This is a genomic window from Hyphomonas pacifica (assembly GCF_000682675.1).
Taxonomy (GTDB): Bacteria; Pseudomonadota; Alphaproteobacteria; order Caulobacterales; family Hyphomonadaceae; genus Hyphomonas; species Hyphomonas pacifica.
In genome coordinates this window covers 1-16,619 of the sequence record NZ_AWFA01000046.1, presented here as the reverse complement: position 1 = coordinate 16,619, position 16,619 = coordinate 1, and the positions used below count along the sequence as shown (strand labels likewise).

The 16,619-nt window shown below is 58.2% G+C and carries 15 protein-coding genes and 1 tRNA gene; 12 read left to right on the top strand and 4 right to left on the bottom strand.

Annotated features, from left to right (window positions below; translation table 11 throughout):
- Positions 1-40: 40 nt before the first annotated feature.
- A complete protein-coding gene (locus HY2_RS13320) occupies positions 41-1,735 on the bottom strand; it encodes a glycoside hydrolase family 43 protein (protein ID WP_051595036.1) in 1,695 nt (564 codons plus the stop codon).
- A 167-nt stretch (positions 1,736-1,902) separates the two neighbouring features.
- Here HY2_RS13320 and HY2_RS13315 point away from each other — a divergent pair, with 167 nt between their 5' ends.
- Positions 1,903-3,027, top strand: coding sequence for an endo-1,4-beta-xylanase (locus HY2_RS13315; RefSeq protein WP_051595035.1), 1,125 nt, complete (start codon positions 1,903-1,905; stop codon positions 3,025-3,027).
- Positions 3,028-3,166: 139 nt separating this feature from the next.
- A complete protein-coding gene (locus HY2_RS13310) occupies positions 3,167-4,225 on the top strand; it encodes a LacI family DNA-binding transcriptional regulator (RefSeq protein ID WP_034828440.1) in 1,059 nt (352 codons plus the stop codon).
- Between the two features lie 7 nt (positions 4,226-4,232).
- Here the strand turns inward: HY2_RS13310 and HY2_RS13305 are convergent, their stop codons facing one another.
- Positions 4,233-5,195: an aldose 1-epimerase gene (locus HY2_RS13305; protein WP_051595034.1), complete on the bottom strand. Its 963-nt coding sequence runs from the start codon at positions 5,193-5,195 to the stop codon at positions 4,233-4,235.
- A 180-nt stretch (positions 5,196-5,375) separates the two neighbouring features.
- On the opposite strand from HY2_RS13305, the gene xylB reads away from it, so the two are divergent.
- The 4 genes from xylB (at position 5,376) to hisC (ending at position 10,534) form a co-directional block, all read left to right on the top strand.
- The gene (gene xylB, locus HY2_RS13300; RefSeq protein ID WP_034828439.1) at positions 5,376-6,821 is read left to right on the top strand and encodes a xylulokinase; all 1,446 of its coding nucleotides are present in this window, start codon (positions 5,376-5,378) and stop codon (positions 6,819-6,821) included.
- Positions 6,822-6,833: 12 nt separating this feature from the next.
- Positions 6,834-8,180, top strand: coding sequence for a xylose isomerase (xylA, locus tag HY2_RS13295; RefSeq protein ID WP_051595033.1), 1,347 nt, complete (start codon positions 6,834-6,836; stop codon positions 8,178-8,180).
- A gap of 168 nt (positions 8,181-8,348) precedes the next feature.
- Positions 8,349-9,389, top strand: a complete 1,041-nt coding sequence (locus HY2_RS13290) for a LacI family DNA-binding transcriptional regulator (RefSeq protein ID WP_051595032.1) — start codon at positions 8,349-8,351, stop codon at positions 9,387-9,389.
- A gap of 53 nt (positions 9,390-9,442) precedes the next feature.
- On the top strand, positions 9,443-10,534 hold the full coding sequence (hisC, locus tag HY2_RS13285; protein WP_034828437.1) for a histidinol-phosphate transaminase: 1,092 nt from the start codon (positions 9,443-9,445) through the stop codon (positions 10,532-10,534).
- Here the strand turns inward: hisC and panC are convergent.
- Positions 10,518-11,396, bottom strand: a complete 879-nt coding sequence (panC, locus tag HY2_RS13280) for a pantoate--beta-alanine ligase (RefSeq protein ID WP_112063290.1) — start codon at positions 11,394-11,396, stop codon at positions 10,518-10,520. The genes hisC and panC overlap by 17 nt on opposite strands.
- Before the next feature lie 68 nt (positions 11,397-11,464).
- On the opposite strand from panC, the gene HY2_RS13275 reads away from it, so the two are divergent.
- From HY2_RS13275 to tgt, 4 genes are all read left to right on the top strand, one after another.
- Entirely contained in the window at positions 11,465-11,929 is a 465-nt protein-coding gene (locus tag HY2_RS13275) for a hypothetical protein (RefSeq protein ID WP_034828433.1), read from the top strand.
- A 49-nt stretch (positions 11,930-11,978) separates the two neighbouring features.
- A complete protein-coding gene (locus HY2_RS13270; RefSeq protein ID WP_051595031.1) occupies positions 11,979-12,866 on the top strand; it encodes a division plane positioning ATPase MipZ in 888 nt (295 codons plus the stop codon).
- 97 nt (positions 12,867-12,963) lie between these two features.
- Positions 12,964-13,956, top strand: coding sequence for an amidohydrolase family protein (locus HY2_RS13265; RefSeq protein WP_051595030.1), 993 nt, complete (start codon positions 12,964-12,966; stop codon positions 13,954-13,956).
- Between the two features lie 47 nt (positions 13,957-14,003).
- Entirely contained in the window at positions 14,004-15,146 is a 1,143-nt protein-coding gene (gene tgt, locus HY2_RS13260; RefSeq protein WP_034828429.1) for a tRNA guanosine(34) transglycosylase Tgt, read from the top strand.
- On the opposite strand, the gene HY2_RS13255 is transcribed toward tgt, so the two are convergent.
- Positions 15,055-15,828, bottom strand: coding sequence for a hypothetical protein (locus HY2_RS13255; protein ID WP_146617166.1), 774 nt, complete (start codon positions 15,826-15,828; stop codon positions 15,055-15,057). The two genes, tgt and HY2_RS13255, sit on opposite strands and share 92 nt — an antisense overlap.
- A gap of 100 nt (positions 15,829-15,928) precedes the next feature.
- Between HY2_RS13255 and HY2_RS13250 the strand changes: the two genes are divergently transcribed.
- Together HY2_RS13250 and HY2_RS13245 are read left to right on the top strand one after the other, a co-directional pair.
- A tRNA-Lys gene (locus HY2_RS13250) sits at positions 15,929-16,004 on the top strand.
- Between the two features lie 170 nt (positions 16,005-16,174).
- On the top strand, positions 16,175-16,573 hold the full coding sequence (locus tag HY2_RS13245) for a hypothetical protein (RefSeq protein ID WP_034828424.1): 399 nt from the start codon (positions 16,175-16,177) through the stop codon (positions 16,571-16,573).
- Positions 16,574-16,619: the final 46 nt, after the last annotated feature.

The following is a 16,619-nucleotide window of genomic DNA, read 5'->3' as shown; positions in this document are numbered from 1 at the left end:
TATCGGGCGCGCATCATTTGGTGCGCGCCCGACTTCTTGTTCAGTCAGCTAGGTTCCGGTCAGATTGGGCATATAGTCCTAGCATCGTGCCGACAAAACCCCCTGCCGTATCCGTGCTGAGGATCGTACCGTCCTGATCCGTGGCTATGACTGTCCACTCGCCGCTCGGCGCGGCCTGATGGAAGTCATAGCGATCCGCCCGCGCGGTGATTTTCAGTCGGATAGGTTGGTCTTCAGAAGACAGTGCAGGCAGTTGCGCAATGATCTCGCCTTCCGCTCCCATGTCGCCGCCTGCGCGTTTGCGCAGCCGGATGACGCGCTGACCATCTGGGTTCACAGATACGCCCAGCGCATAATAAAATTCATCATTCTGGAATGCGGCAATGCCGGCTTCTTCCTGTGGGCTGGCGGGTGTGAAGCTGACTTCGGTTGAGGCTTCGGCATTCATGTGCTGCTGACGCCGTGCCGCAAAAGAGGGGTGTCCGAAATCGCCCAAGCCTACGGGCCGGTCTTGCAGGATCAGCTTGCCATCTTTCATCGTATACCAGTGTTCCTGTGGCACACGGACGGTCATCCAGTTTAGCGGCAGCGTGTCGCCGTCAAACTCCTGTGTGACCGTGAAGTTGCCTGTCAGGGGCAGGGGCGCGTCGGGCTGTTCCGGCAGATCCGGCTTGTCAATCACATAGGGCACTTCCTCACCGGGTTTTGGGCCGATGCGAGGCCATTCACCTTCCCAGGTCACCGGCAGAAGGAAGGTCTCCCGCCCGGTATTGTATTGGTTCCCCCGATAGGGGCGGGTGCCAAGAAAGACGGCCCACCAGTTTCCGGCGGCGTCCTGCGCGAAGTCCGCATGGCCAACTGAGGTGACGGGATTGGCCCGGTCTTCCGGCAGATCCCTCTGCGTCAGCACGGGATTGCCTTCATAGGGCGTAAAAGGTCCAAGCGGACTGTCTGATTTGAAGACGACTTGAGAGTGCTGCGGCCCGGTGCCGCCTTCCGCCATGCTGAGCAGGTATTCATCTCCCAGGCGATAGAGGTGCGGCCCTTCAATCCAGATCGGCTTGTCTTCTATCCGTACACCGCCATTCACGGCCACAACGGCATCTCCAACAGGCTGGAAGGTCTTCGGGTCGATCTCGCGAATCCAGATGGCCCTGTGCCCTTCATAGGTAGAGCCGCCTTCCGGTTCATCATTGTTGATCATGTAGGCCTTGCCATCAAGATCAAAGAATATCGAGGGATCGATCCCGCCAACATCGGGCACCCAGACCGGATCAGACCATGGCCCGGCTGGATCTGCTGCGGTGACGACGAAATTGCCGCCGCAATCGACGCACGTATTCACGACATGGAACAGGCCGTCATGATATTCGATGGTCGGCGCAAACACGCCGCGCGAGACGCGCAGCTTGCCAAAGTCCAGCATGTCCGGCCGGTCGATGACATTGCCGATTTGCGTCCAGTTGATCAGATCTTTGCTGTGGAACACCGGGATTCCGGGATAATAGGCGAAGGTGGAGTGCACGAGATAATAATCCCCACCCACCTGGGTGATGCTAGGGTCAGGATAGAAACCCGCCAGAATAGGATTGCGCGCCTGATTGTCCGCTAGCGGCGTCTCGAAGATGGCATCCTGGCCTTTATAGGTCAGGTATTCAAAGGCCGCCTCGCTGCTCGCTTCCGTCTGCTCGGGCAGGGCGGTTTTTTCCGCGCAGCCTGCCAGCAGGGCCATCATGCCAGCACTGGTGGCCAGGATGAATTTCCGGTTTCCGCATCGCGTCAATGTCTCTCTCCCTCGTGTTTTTCTTGGTATGGACCTTGTTTGATTTGTCATGATAGCGGTATCATAAATCAAAAGCCAAGGGCCATTGAAGCCCTCTGCGCCAAGGGAGGAAAATTTACATGACATTCACCAGACGCCACGCGCTTGCCCTGATGTCTGCCAGCGCCGCAGCTGCGGCATGTGCCATGCCGGGCGGGGATGTGCCGCGTCTAGGAACGCAGACCGCTCCGCTCAAAGCCCTGGCCGCAGCAAAGGGCATACGTTTCGGTACAGCCATCGCGCCGCAACAGCTGGACGACCCGAAATATGTGGAGATCGTGCTACGCGATTGCGCGGTCATCGTCGCTGACAATGCCCACAAGATGTATGTGATCCAGCCTGAGCCGGGCGAGCTGAACTTTGCTCCTGGTGACAAGCTGGTCGCCTTTGCCAAGGCCAACGGCCTTGGCATGCGTGGTCACACCTTGCTGTGGCAGCATTCGCAGTGGCTGCCGAAATGGGTCAACGAAACGCAATTCGCCAGCCGCGCTGAGGCCGAGGCGCTGCTCGGCAACTACATCACCAGAGTCGCCTCTCATGATGCAGGATTCATCTACTCCTGGGATGTCGTGAACGAGACGATTGATCCGGAAACAGGTGGCATTCGCGAAACCTCGCTGACGCGCGCCATGGGGCCAGAAGTGATCGATTTCGCCTTCCGTACAGCGCATGCTGCAGCGCCAAGCGCTACGCTCGCCTATAATGATTACATGAGCTGGGAGCCTTCCCATGAGACGCACCGCGACGGCGTGCTGAGGTTGCTGGAGCGGCTCAGGAAGAATGATGTGCCGATTCATGCGCTCGGCATCCAAAGCCATTCAAATGATGCGCCGCCATCGGCCTTCAATGCCACGCAACAGCGCCTCTGGCGTAACTTTGTCGATGAGGTCGTCGGAATGGGGCTGGATGTTTATCTTACCGAGTTTGACGTGAATGACACTCAAATGGCGCCTGGCATAGCCGGGCGCGATCGAGAAATGGCCGCCTATACGCGTGATTATCTCGACATGATGTTCAATTATCCGCAGACAAAAGACCTGCTGATCTGGGGCATGGTGGACAATCAGAACTGGCTGCAAGGCTTCAAGCCGCGCGAGGATGGCATTGAAAAACGCCCCACATTGTATGACAGCCAGTACCGTCCAAAGCTGATGCGGGATGCCGTTGCATCCGCGCTCAAGTCGGCCCCTGACAGGCGCGCTTAGACGCAGGTTTCTCTCTTACTGCCTGAATTGGCTTGAAAATCTTGCAGAAACGGTTTCAGGTCCCCCCGAATTACTGGCAGCAAGACCAGAGCACAGAGCCGAAAAGGGGTGCACGCTGAGGGGGCGTACAGGATTGAAAATGGCCGAAAAAGTTACGAGAAATGGCAGACGCCAGCACGCCACGATTAAAGAAGTGGCCGAATTGGCGGGCGTCTCGCAGATGACCGTGTCCCGCGTGCTGAATGGACGGAATGTTGTGCGCGAAACAACACGCGTGCGCGTTGAAGAGGCTATTCGCGAACTGAAATACCGGCCCAATCTGCTTGCGCGCAGCCTGGCTGGCGGCAGCTCGCTGTTTATCGGTATGATCTTCAACAACCCCAGCAACAGCTATCTCAGCGAGCTTCTGATCGGCGCCATGAATCGCTGCCGTGAGGCTGGGCACCACCTCGTGCTGGAAGACTTTTCCTCTTATGCCGAGCCGGCAGACGTTGACCAATTGGTGGAACGTCTTAGCGGGGCGGGTCTTGATGGCATTCTGGTTGTCCCGCCGCTAAGTGAGGATGACCATCTGCTTTGCAAGCTGGACGAGGCAGGCATTCCTGCTGTTCTGATTGCCCCAAAATCCATGCTTGAGGCAGGGACCAGCCTGTCGATTGATGATGAGGCCGCCGCTACCCGGATGACGGAGTATCTGATTGACCACGGACACAAGCGCATCGGTTTTGTGATCGGTGCTAAAGATCAGATGTCCTCTCACCGTCGCCATAGTGGTTTCATGAAAGCCATGCAGGCACATGGGCTGGAGGTTGATCCCGCACTCGTCAAACAGGGCAAGTTTACCTATCGCAGTGGCATGGAAGCGGCAGATGCCATGCTGGCCCTAGATGATCTGCCTACGGCTATTTTTGCGAGCAATGATGACATGGCTGCGGGGGTAATTGCCTCAGCGTTCCGCCATGGAAAGCGTGTGCCGGAAGATATATCTGTGGTCGGATACGATGATACGCCGATTGCGAGTGCCATTTGGCCCCAGCTGACCACCGTGCGCCAACCAATTGCTGAAATGGGATATCAGTCTGTGGATCTTCTGGCGAATTTCATCGCAGATGATGAGGAGACGGGCAGTGCACAGCGGCATGCTGTTCTGGATGTCTCCATCATTGAGCGTGACTCGGTTCGCCCCCTGAATTCATAAGTCTCGCTTAGTCGACCACATCGTGGATTGTCAGCCGGACTGTGCCCGTCAGGGTGTCTCCGCCAGCAAGGCTGTGCAGGCCGGTTATGTTTGTGCCATGTGCGCTGTTCACCGCGTCCGGTGAATGGCTCACAGGCTCAACACAGAAAAAGTCTTGTCCTCTGGGCGTGTAAACTACTGTATGACTCATCAACGGATCGGCGCTGATATCGACACGGATCTTTTGCTCGGGCCAATAGATCGCGGCCTCCGGCTCTTCCATGATAAAAGCATTGTCCAGAGACAGGCTGTCGACCTCCCGCCAGATCGTGAGATCTTCCTCCTCTGAGGGAGACGCCACTTCAGTAGGGATCATGTCTTCACCAGACCGCCAGATGGCTTTCACATTCACCATCAGGCGGGCATCATGGCGGGGGAAATAGGGGTGCCATCCCAAACCGGCGGGCATCGCCTCTGTTCCCGTATTTGTCAGCCGCATGGTCAGCGTAAGGCCATCTTCCGTCAACTCGAATAGCTGTTCGGCGCGATAGGCCCAGGGCCAGTTGCCAGTTGCGTGATCATAGACCATGTGGGCGCTTGCCTCGCCGGTCTTCTCGGACGTCCATGGCTTCTGCCAGGCTTGGCCGTGAATGGCATGCGGCTCTGGCAGGAAGTTCGGTTCCAGCTCAATCTGGCGTCCCTGCCAGGTGAAGATGCCGTTCTGAATACGCCCCGAAAACGGAAACAGTGGGAAGCCCGCACTCTCCAGTGGGCCGGCGGAGGTGCTGGCCCCGGCCGTCGGGAAGGGGCGTAGAATGTCCATGCCCTTATAGGTAAAAGCCCCCGTTGAACCGCCAATTTCCGGCAGAAGGGTCAATTCGCAGGGGCCATGGGAGAGGTGCAGGGTCATGCCAGCTTTCGGCGCACTTTTGAGAGCCGCCGCCTGTTTTCTGTTTTGAGTCGGCGCCAGAAAGCATGAGAACGTTGTCATGAAAAGTCCCAATCCGGTTCGGTATGCCTGGATCGCCCGTCAAAACAGGCAAATTAGGGCATTTTAGCGTGCCACAGCAATTCATCTTCAATCGAGTCTTGCGAGGTCAGGATTGAAATGATAGCGGTATCATTTGCGAGGCAAGCTCAGAAAAATTTGCCAGCGGGAGGGTAGTAAATCGTGTTTCTTGGCATCGACATCGGTACATCCAGCGTCAAGGCAGCGCTCATTGATGAGAGCGGACGCCAGGTAGAGGTCAGCCAGGCTGATCTACCGATTTCCCGTCCGAAGCCGCTCTGGTCTGAGCAGAATCCGTCTGACTGGTGGACAGCCACGAACATGGCGGTCGCCAAGCTGGACGTGAACCGCCGTCATGGCGTGAAGGCCATTGGTCTCTCCGGACAGATGCATGGCGCGACCCTGCTCGACAAATCCTTGGCTCCTCTTCGCCCCGCCATTCTCTGGAATGATGGGCGCAGTTTTGAAGAGTGCCGGGAGCTCCAGGAAGCGACCCCTGAATTCGTCAGCAAGGGTGGCAATCTGGTTATGCCTGGCTTTACCGCCCCGAAACTGGAATGGGTGCGCCGGCATGAGCCTCAAGTTTTCGAGAAAATTCACGCCGTTCTGCTGCCCAAGGATTATGTACGCCTTCGGATGACCGGGGACCTTGCTTCCGACATGTCGGATTCCTCCGGCACGCTGTGGATGGATGTTGAAAACCGCAAATGGTGTGACGAATTGCTCGCAGCTTGCGGTCTCAGCGAAGCCAACATGCCGAAGCTCTATGAGGGTCATGAAGTGACCGGCGTGCTGCGCCAGGAGGCCGCTGAGGCCTGGGGCATGCAGCGCGTTCCGGTTGTGGCGGGGGGCGGTGACAATGCCGCCGGCGCCGTGGGGGTAGGGGTGATTGATGAAGGCGAAGCCCTTCTCTCGCTCGGCACGTCCGGCGTCATCTTTGTGGCAGGCAATACATTTCGGTCAAATCCCGGCTCTGCGGCGCATGCCTTCTGTCATGCCCTGCCGGACCGCTGGCATTTGATGTCTGTGATGCTGAGTGCGGCCAGTTGCCTTGACTGGGCCGTCAAACTGACCGGAACATCTGACGCTGGAGAGCTTGTCAGACGTGCGCAAACCGAGGCTCGCCTCGGGGGACCTGAACACTTCCTCCCATATCTGTCAGGTGAACGCACGCCTCACAACAATCCGCATGCGTCAGGTGTTCTGTTCGGTCTAGGGCATGATTCCGGCCCGGCGCAGATCGGTCAGGCCGTGCTGGAAGGCGTAGCCTTTGGTATGGCTGACGGGTTTAACGCGCTGGTCGAATCCGGTGTCGATGTGCACAGTATTTCTGTCATCGGCGGGGGGGCGCAGTCCACCTATTGGGGGCGTATCCTGTCTGCCGTTCTGGATTGCCCGATGGTCTATCGTGATGGCGCGGCCACCGGCCCGGCCTATGGCGCAGCGCGGCTTGCCCGCTTTGCGGCGCTGGGCGGAGATGTGGAAGAAATGTTCGAGGCTCCTGAAGTGCTCCAGATCGTGGAGCCGAAAGACAGCGATCAGGACAAGCTTGCCCCGAAATATGAGAAATTCGGTACACTGTACCGTATGCTGAAAGAATCTTTCTAAGGAGAACGAATTATGGCTGACGGTGAGATCAAGGTAGATAACGATCCCGTTTTCAAAGGGATCGACCCGATCAAGTATGAAGGCCCCGATAGCGACAATCCGCTGGCCTATCGTTACTATGACAAGGACCAAATGGTTCTTGGCAAGCGTATGGAAGACCATTTGCGTATGGCCGTGTGCTATTGGCACACCTTCTGCTGGGATGGCTTTGACATCTTCGGCGCAGGCACAACGGATCGCCCATGGCACGCCGCCCGGAATGACCGCGCTGCTGCGGACGCCAAGATGGCCGCTGCATTCGAGTTCTTCACTAAGCTGGGCCTCCCTTATTATTGCTTCCACGATGTGGACGTGACGGAAGACTCCGCAACGCCGGATGAGCTTTCCAACAATCTCAAGCGCGCTGCAGATCGTCTGGCTGCCTATCAGGAAGCGACAGGCGTGAAATTGCTATGGGGCACGGCAAACCTGTTCAGCAATCCCCGCTTTGCGGCTGGCGGCCTGACCAATCCGAACCCGGAAGTTGCGGCCTGCGCCGTGCGCCAGATTCGTGACTGTCTGGAAGCCACCAATCAGCTTGGCGGAGAAAACTATGTTCTTTGGGGCGGTCGGGAAGGCTATGACACCCTGCTGAACACCAATCTTGACCGTGAGCTGAACAATTTTGGACGCTTCCTCTCCATGGTTGTGGAGCACAAGCACAAGATCGGCTTCAAGGGCAAGATCCTGATCGAGCCGAAGCCGCATGAGCCGATGTACCATCAGTATGATTTCGACTCTGCCACCATTCATGGCTTCCTTCAGCACTTCGGCCTGGAAAAGGAAGTGCATGTGAATATCGAGCCGAACCATGCCACGCTGTCCGGTCACAGCTTTGCGCACGAGATCGCAACCGCGGTGTCGCTTGGTATCATGGGCTCCATCGACATCAACTGCGGCAACTACCAGAATGGGTGGGATACGGACCAGTTTAACCTAGATGTCCGTGACATCACGCTGGCCCTGATCGAGCTGCTGCCGTCTGGCGGTCTCGATACCGGCGGCTTCAACTTCGATGCCAAAGTGCGTCGTCAGTCTAGTGACCTGGATGATCTTTTCTACGCTCATGTGGGCGGTGTTGACGCGCTTGCCCGTGCTCTACTGTCTGCGGCGGACATCATCGAGAAGGGCGAGATCGCGAAATTCAAAGCTGCGCGTTATGCCGGCTGGGAAAGCAGCGACCTTGGCAAGATGATGCTGTCCGACGGCGCGAGCCTTGAGAGCATTGCCGACAAGGCCGCCGCGACGGGTCTCAACCCGTCTCACACCAGCGGCCGTCAGGAAATGCTGGAAAACCTGGTGAACCGCAGCCTGAAATAGGCCATTGCTTCAAAGACCTTGCCGGATGGAAACTCCGGCAAGGTCTTGTCACTATAAGGAAAAACAAGCTAGTTTCAGTTCACATGACCCATGTGGCTGGACGATTTCACACGCTTGATACCCTGCGCGCTGATGTCCTCCGTCCCAGGGCGTGACAAGGGATAAACCATGGCGGACGGCCTGAACATGCACAGCACACCCCAAAAGGGCCGACCTGCAACCATTATTGATGTGGCGCGCGAGGCTGGTGTGTCTTTCAAGACGGTCAGCCGCGTGCTGAACGGCGAGACCAACGTTCGCGAGGAAACCCGCCAAAAAGTGATGGAGGCAGTCCGCACGCTGGACTATCGCACCAATCACAATGCGCGAAACCTGCGTGCCCGGCAAAGCCACATTATCTGTCTGTTCTACGCAAACCCGTCCCGCAATTATGTTGGCGAGGTCCAGCTTGGCGCCCTGCAGCGCTGTCAGGCGGAAGGCTACAGCCTGATTGCTGAGGACTGCAGCGACAATCATCCTTCTCTGCTGGCCCTGCGCGCCGAAACCAAACTGGCCGGCGCTGTGTTGACTCCGCCTCTGTCAGATGATCACAACCTCGTCGCCGAACTGCGCGACCGGCGTATTCCCTTCGTGCGGATATCTGCCTCGGAAGAGGGGCAGGGTCTGAACGTTTCCATGGATGATACCGCCGCAGGTCAGGAAATGACGGAATACCTGATCGGTCTTGGTCATAAACGCATTGGCTTTATCCGCGGGCCGGAGAGCCACACACAGGCGAATTTGCGCCACAAGGGCTATCTTGCGGCACTGGAAAAGGCGGGCATTCCGCTAGACCCGGACCTCGTATGCCAGGGCAATTTCGCATTCGATTCCGGCCTTGGCTGTGCCGAAACGCTGCTTGACCTGCCCAATCCGCCCACCGTCATCTTTGCCAGCAATGATGACATGGCTGCAGGCGTGCTGGCGACGGCCTATCGTCGTCAGATCAGCGTGCCGAAAGACCTGTCGGTTGTCGGCTTCGATGACACGCCGCTAGCCTCCACCATCAGCCCCTCGCTGACGACGGTTTATCAGCCGAGCCGGGAACTGGCCTCTGCTGCTGTCCGCATCCTGCTGGAAGAGACAAGCAACCCTTCGGATGAGCCTCGCCACGAAGTGCTGGATTACCGGCTGATCCTGAGGGAATCGACCGCGCCACCGCGCGCCTGAAAAGCAATTCCACCAGTTCCCAGGGCTGAGGCTTTCGTGTAAGCCGCGTGGCGATGACACGTATACTTCCTCTGCCGCATATCGCGCTGACCAAGCCCTATGTTCCTGGTGGCAAGCTGAAAGGCTCGACCGGGCATGTAATCATGCTGGCTTCCAACGAAAACCCCTTCGGGCCGAGCCCCAAGGCGGTTGAGGCGATGAAGGCGGCTGCCGAAGAGGTCCACATCTATCCAGATCCCGAATATGGTGCCCTTCGGGAAACGATTGCCAAGGCAACCGGCATTGCGGATGCGTCGCGGATTGTCGTGTCTTCAGGCTCTGACGAGATCATCCACCTGCTGACGCAGTGCTATGCCAGACCGGGAGATGAGATCCTGTTCACCGAGCATGCCTTTTCCATGTACCGAGTCTCCGCGCTGTCTCACGGCGCTGAGCCGGTTACGGTGCCGGAGACGGATTTGACGGCAGGGGCGAATGCCATTCTTGGCGCGGTGACGGACAAGACCCGGATCCTGTTCCTGGCGAACCCGAACAACCCGACCGGCACGATGATGACGGTGGAGGAGCTGGAGCGCCTGCAGGACAGCCTGCCGCCGCATGTCCTGTTCGTGGTAGATGGCGCCTATGCCGAATATGTCAGCCCGGATTACGAGGCCCAGATCCGCGATCTTGTGGATCGCCGCGTCAATACGGTTATGATGCGCACCTTCTCTAAAATTCACGGTCTGGCAGCGCTACGCCTTGGCTGGGCCTACATGCCTGAAGAAATTATGCAGACATTTCAGCGCATTCGCGGGCCTTTCAATGTGAATGGGCTGGCGGTCGCTGCGGGCATGGCCAGCATTCAGGACACGGAGTTCCTCACGAAAAGCCGCGAGCATAATGCCGAATGGCGTGCCAGAATGACGGAGGCGCTGAACGCAATGGGCCTGCCAACACCGCCCAGCCATGCGAACTTCGTGCTGCCGGATTTCGGCGCGGCCGAGCGGGCCAATGCTGCGAACGAATTCCTGAAGGCGCGCAACATTCTGGTGCGCGCCGTGGGCGGCTACGGCCTGCCGACGCGTTTGCGGATCAGTGTCGGCTCCGCAGAAGATAATGAGACAGTGCTTGCGACCCTGCGGGAGTTCACCGCGTCACACTGATATTGTCAATCAGGCGCGTCTTACCTAGCCAGGCGGCGGCCAGAAGGCGCGCAACAGTGCCTTGGGGCAGGGGTGCGTTCGGCAGGTCTTCCAGCGTTGCTGGATCGACCAGGCTGACATAGTTCATCTCCGTAAAGCCGGCCGCCATTATCATCGTGCGCGCTTCTTCCAGCGCGACTGATGGCAGCGTTCCGTTGGTGACGCGAACCGAAGCGCGGTGCAGCGCGGCCTGCATGGCCGGGGCAATACGGCGCTCTTCAGGCGTCAGGTACAGATTGCGGGAAGACTGCGCCAGCCCATCGGCATCACGGGCTGTCTCGCCGCCGATGATTTCGATCGGGAAGCCCAGATCACGCACCATGCGCCGGATGATCTGCAGCTGCTGGTAGTCCTTCTCACCAAACACGGCGACATCCGGCTGCGTGTGGAGGAACAGCCGCGCGACGACGGTTGCCACGCCATAGAAGAAATGCGGTCGATAGATGCCGTCCAGCAGGTCCGACATTTCCTCGACGCGTACATTCGTCTTCGTGCCGTCCGGATACATTTCCCTGACGGTCGGCAGGTAGACGAGGTCACAGCCCACAGAATCAAGTTTCGCGCGGTCAGCTGATTCGTCGCGTGGGTACGTGTCGAAGTCTTCGCCCGGGGCGAACTGGGTCGGGTTAATAAAGATGCTTGCGATCACCTTTGTCGCATTTTTTTTCGCAATTCTGACCAGGGACAAATGCCCCGAGTGCAGAGCGCCCATTGTCGGAACAAATCCAATAGTTTCACCGGCTTGGCGCCACTCGCGAATCTGGTTCTGAAGATTGGCCCGCGTGCGCACGGCAGGTGTTAACGTATCTGTCTTCGAATTCACTTTGAAAAACGTCCCGTCTGAGGATTGTGTAAACGCCCTGTTAACCCATTCGGAGGAATTTTAAACACATGACACACCGCATCCTCGCTCCGATTAAATCATTCGCGCTTTCTGTCGGCCTCCGCCTGGCAGCTGGCAAGTCTAAACGTCCCTTCTCTAAACGTCCCTTCGTGGCCGCTCCAGAGCCGCGTACACGCTATATCAGCCCGAACATGGTTGATGAATGGATGTTTGACCGCGATGGCACGCCTGTCACGGAAGCAGCAGAAGTCTACTCCCGCGATCTTGGCCGCGTGGCCGGCGCGCTCGGTACGCTTCGCAACCTGCTGTCAGAGATTTCCGCGCACCAGCCGCTCCGCGCTGACCTTCCGGTCGATGCAGCCTTCGGCCCGATCATGTCCGACGATGTGCTCTTCGACGGCGAGCCGATGGCGCCTTACTATGCCGACGCGCCGATGGAGGATGCTGAACTCTTCATGGATGTGATCGCCAGCGAGAAGGCGACGCAGGGTAACCTCTCCCACGTTGCCTGAATCACGTTACTAAAGCCTACAAGACAAACGACTGAAGGAGCCCTCGAATATGCCCGCTGATGGATTCGCCCCACTGGAGACGGTAGGTGGCCCGGACCTGTCAGCGCAGCAGCGCGAGGCCCGTGTTATTGTCGTTGGGAATGAAAAGGGCGGCGCCGGCAAGTCCACAGTGTCGATGCACTTGTCGGTGGCCCTTATGCGCATGGGAAAGAAGGTCGGCGTAATCGACCTTGATGTCCGCCAGCGCAGCTTGACCCGCTATCTCGAAAATCGTCTCCGCTGGATGCAGTCCACGGGCGCGAAGCTTCCCATGCCCGAAATTGTCCGCGTTGACGCCTCGACAGAGCGCGACCTGGACCGTGCCGAATCCGAAGAGACTCAACGTTTCCTTAGCAGTGTGGCGCGCCTGAAAAAGGCATGTGATTTCATCATCATAGACGGCCCTGGCGGTGACACCTATCTGTCACGCCTTGCGCATGTGAATGCCGATACGCTGATAACGCCGCTGAATGACAGCTTCGTGGACTTTGATCTTCTGGGCGATGTGAACCCGCAGACGCTGGAAGTGATCCGGCCGAGCTTCTATTCCGAAATGGTCTGGTCCTGCCGCAAGAAGAAGGCGCAGACGTCCCGCCGTCCGATCGACTGGATCGTGATGCGCAACCGGATGTCGCCGCTGGCGGCACGCAACAAGGAACGTGTCGGCGAGGCGCTTACGAACCTCTCCAAGCGCATCGGCTTCCGCCTCGCGCCCGGCCTTTCCGAGCGTGTGATTTATCGCGAACTCTTTCCGGCGGGCCTGACCCTGCTGGACCTGACGGAGAAGGGGTCCAACGTGTCCTTCACGATGAGCCATGTGGCCGCCCGCCAGGAAATGCGCGATCTGTTGATTGTCCTGCAACTGCCGGAACTCGTCGGAGCAGAGATCGAATTCTAGAGATTACAAAGATTTAGAGTGCTTCAGGCCAGCCAAGTGCTGGCCTTTCTGTATTCTGGACCCCACATTATCCTCAACGACAAAGGAGGAGGTGTGCATGGTGTTCAATAATAGTGAGTGGCTGGCGCAGGTTCAGGAAGAGATCATCGATCCGGACCGCGAGATCATTGACCCCCATCACCATCTCTGGCCACAACCGGACATGCACTACAATGTCGACGAGTTTCTGACCGATTTAACCAGTGGCCATAATGTAAAACAGACCGTCTTCATGGAATGTGGCGCGGCCTATCGCCAGGATGGCCCGGACCATTTGATGCCTGTGGGCGAGACCGAATTCGTAACAGCGGCTGCGAAGGACATGAAGGCACGTGGCGGGCCATATATCGCGGCCATCATCGGCCACGCTGACCTGCGCAGTGCAGATCTCGATGAAGTGCTGGACGCGCATACTGAAGCGGCTGATGGCCTGTTTCGTGGAATCCGCCATGCCGGCTCGCGCGATACGAGCGGTGCACCCTTGCGCATTCCGGGCCGGGCACCGGAACGTCTTTACGCCGATGATGAGTTCCGACAGGGCGTCGCGCGTTTGGGTGAACGTGGACTGACTTATGACACCTGGCACTATCACCACCAGAATCAGGATTTTCTCGATCTCGCCAGGGCCGTTCCAAATACGACGCTTGTGCTCGACCATTTCGGCACGCCAATTGGTGTCGGGCCCTATGCGGAACAGCGCGAAGAGATCTTCGCGAAATGGAAGGAAGATGTCGCCGAGATCGCGAAGTGCCCGAACGTGGTTGCGAAGCTGGGCGGGCTTGCCATGCCGGACAATGGCTGGGGTTGGCATGAGCGTGATATGCCGCCAAGCTCCGATGAGTTCGTGGAGTCTCAGCAGCGCTGGTATGATCATATGATCGAATGTTTCGGCGCTGGCCGCTGTATGTTTGAAAGCAACTTCCCGGTCGACCGCTGGTCGATCAGCTATCCAGTTCTCTGGAATGGCCTGAAGAAGATTGCTGCCAAGTATTCCGAAGTGGAGCAACACGCCCTGTTCGAAGTCACCGCCCGGCGCATCTATCGCCTCTGAGGCTGCGGACTAGGCAGACGGCAGGGAAGCCCGTATAGGCCCGGCCCATGGCAACATTCCCTTTTGAGATCAAAGCCACCGAAGGCAAGGCCCGCACCGGCGTTCTGAAGACGCCGCGCGGAGACATTCGCACGCCCGCTTTCATGCCGGTCGGCACAGCCGGTACGGTGAAGGCGCTGTACATGGATCAAGTGAAGGATGCCGGGGCGGATATCATACTCGGCAACACCTATCATTTGATGCTGCGTCCGGGCGCCGAGCGCGTGAAGCGTCTTGGGGGCCTGCATGCCTTCGCGCACTGGGATGGCCCGATGCTGACCGATAGCGGCGGCTTTCAGGTCTGGTCCCTTGCGCAGCTTCGCAAAATGGATCCGGACGGCGTCACCTTTCAGAGCCATATTGACGGCTCCACCCACCGGCTGACCCCGGCGCGCAGCATCGAGATTCAGGCAGACCTGCTTGGTGCCGACATCTCTATGCAGCTGGACGAATGCACAGACTATCCCTGCTCGCATGAGGAGGCTGAGCGTAGTCTGGACCTGTCGCTCGATTGGGGCCAGCGCAGTCTTGACGCCTTCGGAGACCGCGACAGCCAGACCCTGTTCGGCATCGTTCAGGGGTCGAATTACGCAGACCTGAGAGAGAAGTCTGCCAAGGGCGTTGTCTCGCAGGGCTTTGGCGGCATCGCGCTGGGCGGCCTCGCCGTGGGGGAGGGGCATGAGCAGATGTGCGCGACCATTGATCTAACCATGCCACACCTGCCGGATCATCTGCCACGCTATGTGATGGGCGTTGGCAAGCCGATTGATCTGGTCGAAAGCGTTGCCCGCGGGATCGACATGTTTGATTGCGTTCTGCCGACTCGTTCCGGGCGTCACGGACAGGCCTGGACCTGGGACGGGCCGGTCAATGTGAAGAACGCTAAATTTGCCGAGGATCTATCACCTCTGGACGAGGCCGTGAACTGCTCGGCGAGTCAGGACTATTCACGCGCCTATTACCATCACTTGTTCAAGGCCGGGGAGTATCTCGGCCCCATGCTGCTCAGCTGGCACAATACGGCCTTCTTTCAGGCTCTGATGCAGGAGATCCGCGCCTCTATTGCCGAGGGACGGTTTGAAGCGCTTCGCTCCCGACTTCAGACGGCCTGGGCGTCGACGAAGTCGTCTCCGAAGGATGAACGGGCGTAAGATTTTCCAGCTGTTTCTGCTGGTAGTCATCATAGGCCTGTGAGGGAGGTGGCGCGACCGGGCTGTCGCCCTTGTACGTTACGGCGTTCTCATCCCGCTTCACGGTGAAGTTCGGGCGTGCGGGCAGGGGGCAGCCCTTGGCGAGCCCCATGCCTTTCAGATACGCCCGGCGTTGTGCGCCGATCTTGTAGGCAAGATTGTACTTTTTTTGATGGCTGTCCGCGCCGGTCGCTTGGCGAATGATGCCCCGGAAGGGAATCAGCCCTCTCGCTTCAGAAGCCACTGCATTGAGTGTTGCCTGTGAGGCCGAGTCGGCCAGTTTCTCTGTGCGCAGGCGCTCGTCTGGCGAAGGCGTGTCCCAGTCCGGGCCCAGCACGGTGTCCAACTGGGCTAGAAGGCGCTGGATATCCTGGCAGGTGAGGTCGGTAGGCAATTCGTAGGGGCTTTCCACCCCTTTCAGGATCGGCGGAATTTCTTCCCGTCGCAGATTGAGGTCTTCGAGAGGAGAAAGGGCGGCGTCCGCGAGTCCGTCACGTGTCTTTGTGTAGGCCGTTCCGGCTGCCTCGCCGACATTCTCTGTCAGAGAATCATTATCCTGTGCCGTCTGTTCAGCGGGCGCGGGTTGGCTCGCGCAGGCGGCCATCAGCAGAATAGTTAGGAAAACAGGCGCAAATCTCAACATAATCGGGAGGGTGATGCGAAAATTATGGCGACATCAAGCCATAGGCTGCATCAGGCGGTTGACCGCACCCGTCTGGTCGCCTAAATCGCCCGTTCTGGCGGTGCCCTTAGCTCAGTTGGTAGAGCAACTGACTTTTAATCAGTAGGTCACAGGTTCGAACCCTGTAGGGCACACCATCCTCCCTCCCGAGAGATAATAAGAGCTGAAACCGGTTCCGGTTGAGATTTGCCGTCATCATGTGATGTGCGGGCGTGTGTGGTGATGGCCGCGAATTAATCTGTTCCATCCAGTCTCATGCGGAACATCCATGCGGCTTCGCCCGTTGGTTTTCTGAAAGGAGACCATCATGAGCAAGTATGAGACAGATCTTGACCCTCAGCGCCGCGAAGACCTCAGCGAGCAGCGAGGTGATGGTGAAACGCCGGGCCGCAAGGATACAGACCAGGCAGGCTTTCGTCGTGGAGAGGGGCCGCGTGATGGGGAACATGGCTTCCTTCGAGACGATGGTCAGAAAGACCGCCCCCAACCTGACGAAACCGCTGCAGACCGCGCGGAGCATCTGGACGAAGGCAATAATCCCGTCCTGATGCCAAGGGATGGTCGCCACCCCAATGCGCCAGACACCCTGAATGCGGACAAGGGCGCAGAAAGCGCCAGACCAGGTGCTCTTAAGCCCGCACCTGATACACAGGAACTGGAAGACGCCTATTCCAAGAATGATCCTGGTGTCAAAACCAAAGACTAGCACAACGCTAGTATAAGCACCAAAAGCCGGACCGGGCGTTGCCCGT

Bases quoted from the DNA above. Each gene is read 5' to 3' on its own strand.
- HY2_RS13310 (WP_034828440.1), top strand. From the start codon at position 3,167: ATGGCCGAAAAAGTTACGAGAAATGGCAGACGCCAGCACGCCACGATT.
- HY2_RS13305 (WP_051595034.1), bottom strand. From the start codon at position 5,195: ATGACAACGTTCTCATGCTTTCTGGCGCCGACTCAAAACAGAAAACAG.
- hisC (WP_034828437.1), top strand. From the start codon at position 9,443: ATGACACGTATACTTCCTCTGCCGCATATCGCGCTGACCAAGCCCTAT.
- HY2_RS13320 (WP_051595036.1), bottom strand. From the start codon at position 1,735: ATGATGGCCCTGCTGGCAGGCTGCGCGGAAAAAACCGCCCTGCCCGAG.
- HY2_RS13275 (WP_034828433.1), top strand. From the start codon at position 11,465: ATGACACACCGCATCCTCGCTCCGATTAAATCATTCGCGCTTTCTGTC.
- HY2_RS13315 (WP_051595035.1), top strand. From the start codon at position 1,903: ATGACATTCACCAGACGCCACGCGCTTGCCCTGATGTCTGCCAGCGCC.
- HY2_RS13265 (WP_051595030.1), top strand. From the start codon at position 12,964: ATGGTGTTCAATAATAGTGAGTGGCTGGCGCAGGTTCAGGAAGAGATC.
- HY2_RS13255 (WP_146617166.1), bottom strand. From the start codon at position 15,828: ATGTTGAGATTTGCGCCTGTTTTCCTAACTATTCTGCTGATGGCCGCC.
- tgt (WP_034828429.1), top strand. From the start codon at position 14,004: ATGGCAACATTCCCTTTTGAGATCAAAGCCACCGAAGGCAAGGCCCGC.
- HY2_RS13270 (WP_051595031.1), top strand. From the start codon at position 11,979: ATGCCCGCTGATGGATTCGCCCCACTGGAGACGGTAGGTGGCCCGGAC.
- xylA (WP_051595033.1), top strand. From the start codon at position 6,834: ATGGCTGACGGTGAGATCAAGGTAGATAACGATCCCGTTTTCAAAGGG.
- HY2_RS13290 (WP_051595032.1), top strand. From the start codon at position 8,349: ATGGCGGACGGCCTGAACATGCACAGCACACCCCAAAAGGGCCGACCT.
- HY2_RS13245 (WP_034828424.1), top strand. From the start codon at position 16,175: ATGAGCAAGTATGAGACAGATCTTGACCCTCAGCGCCGCGAAGACCTC.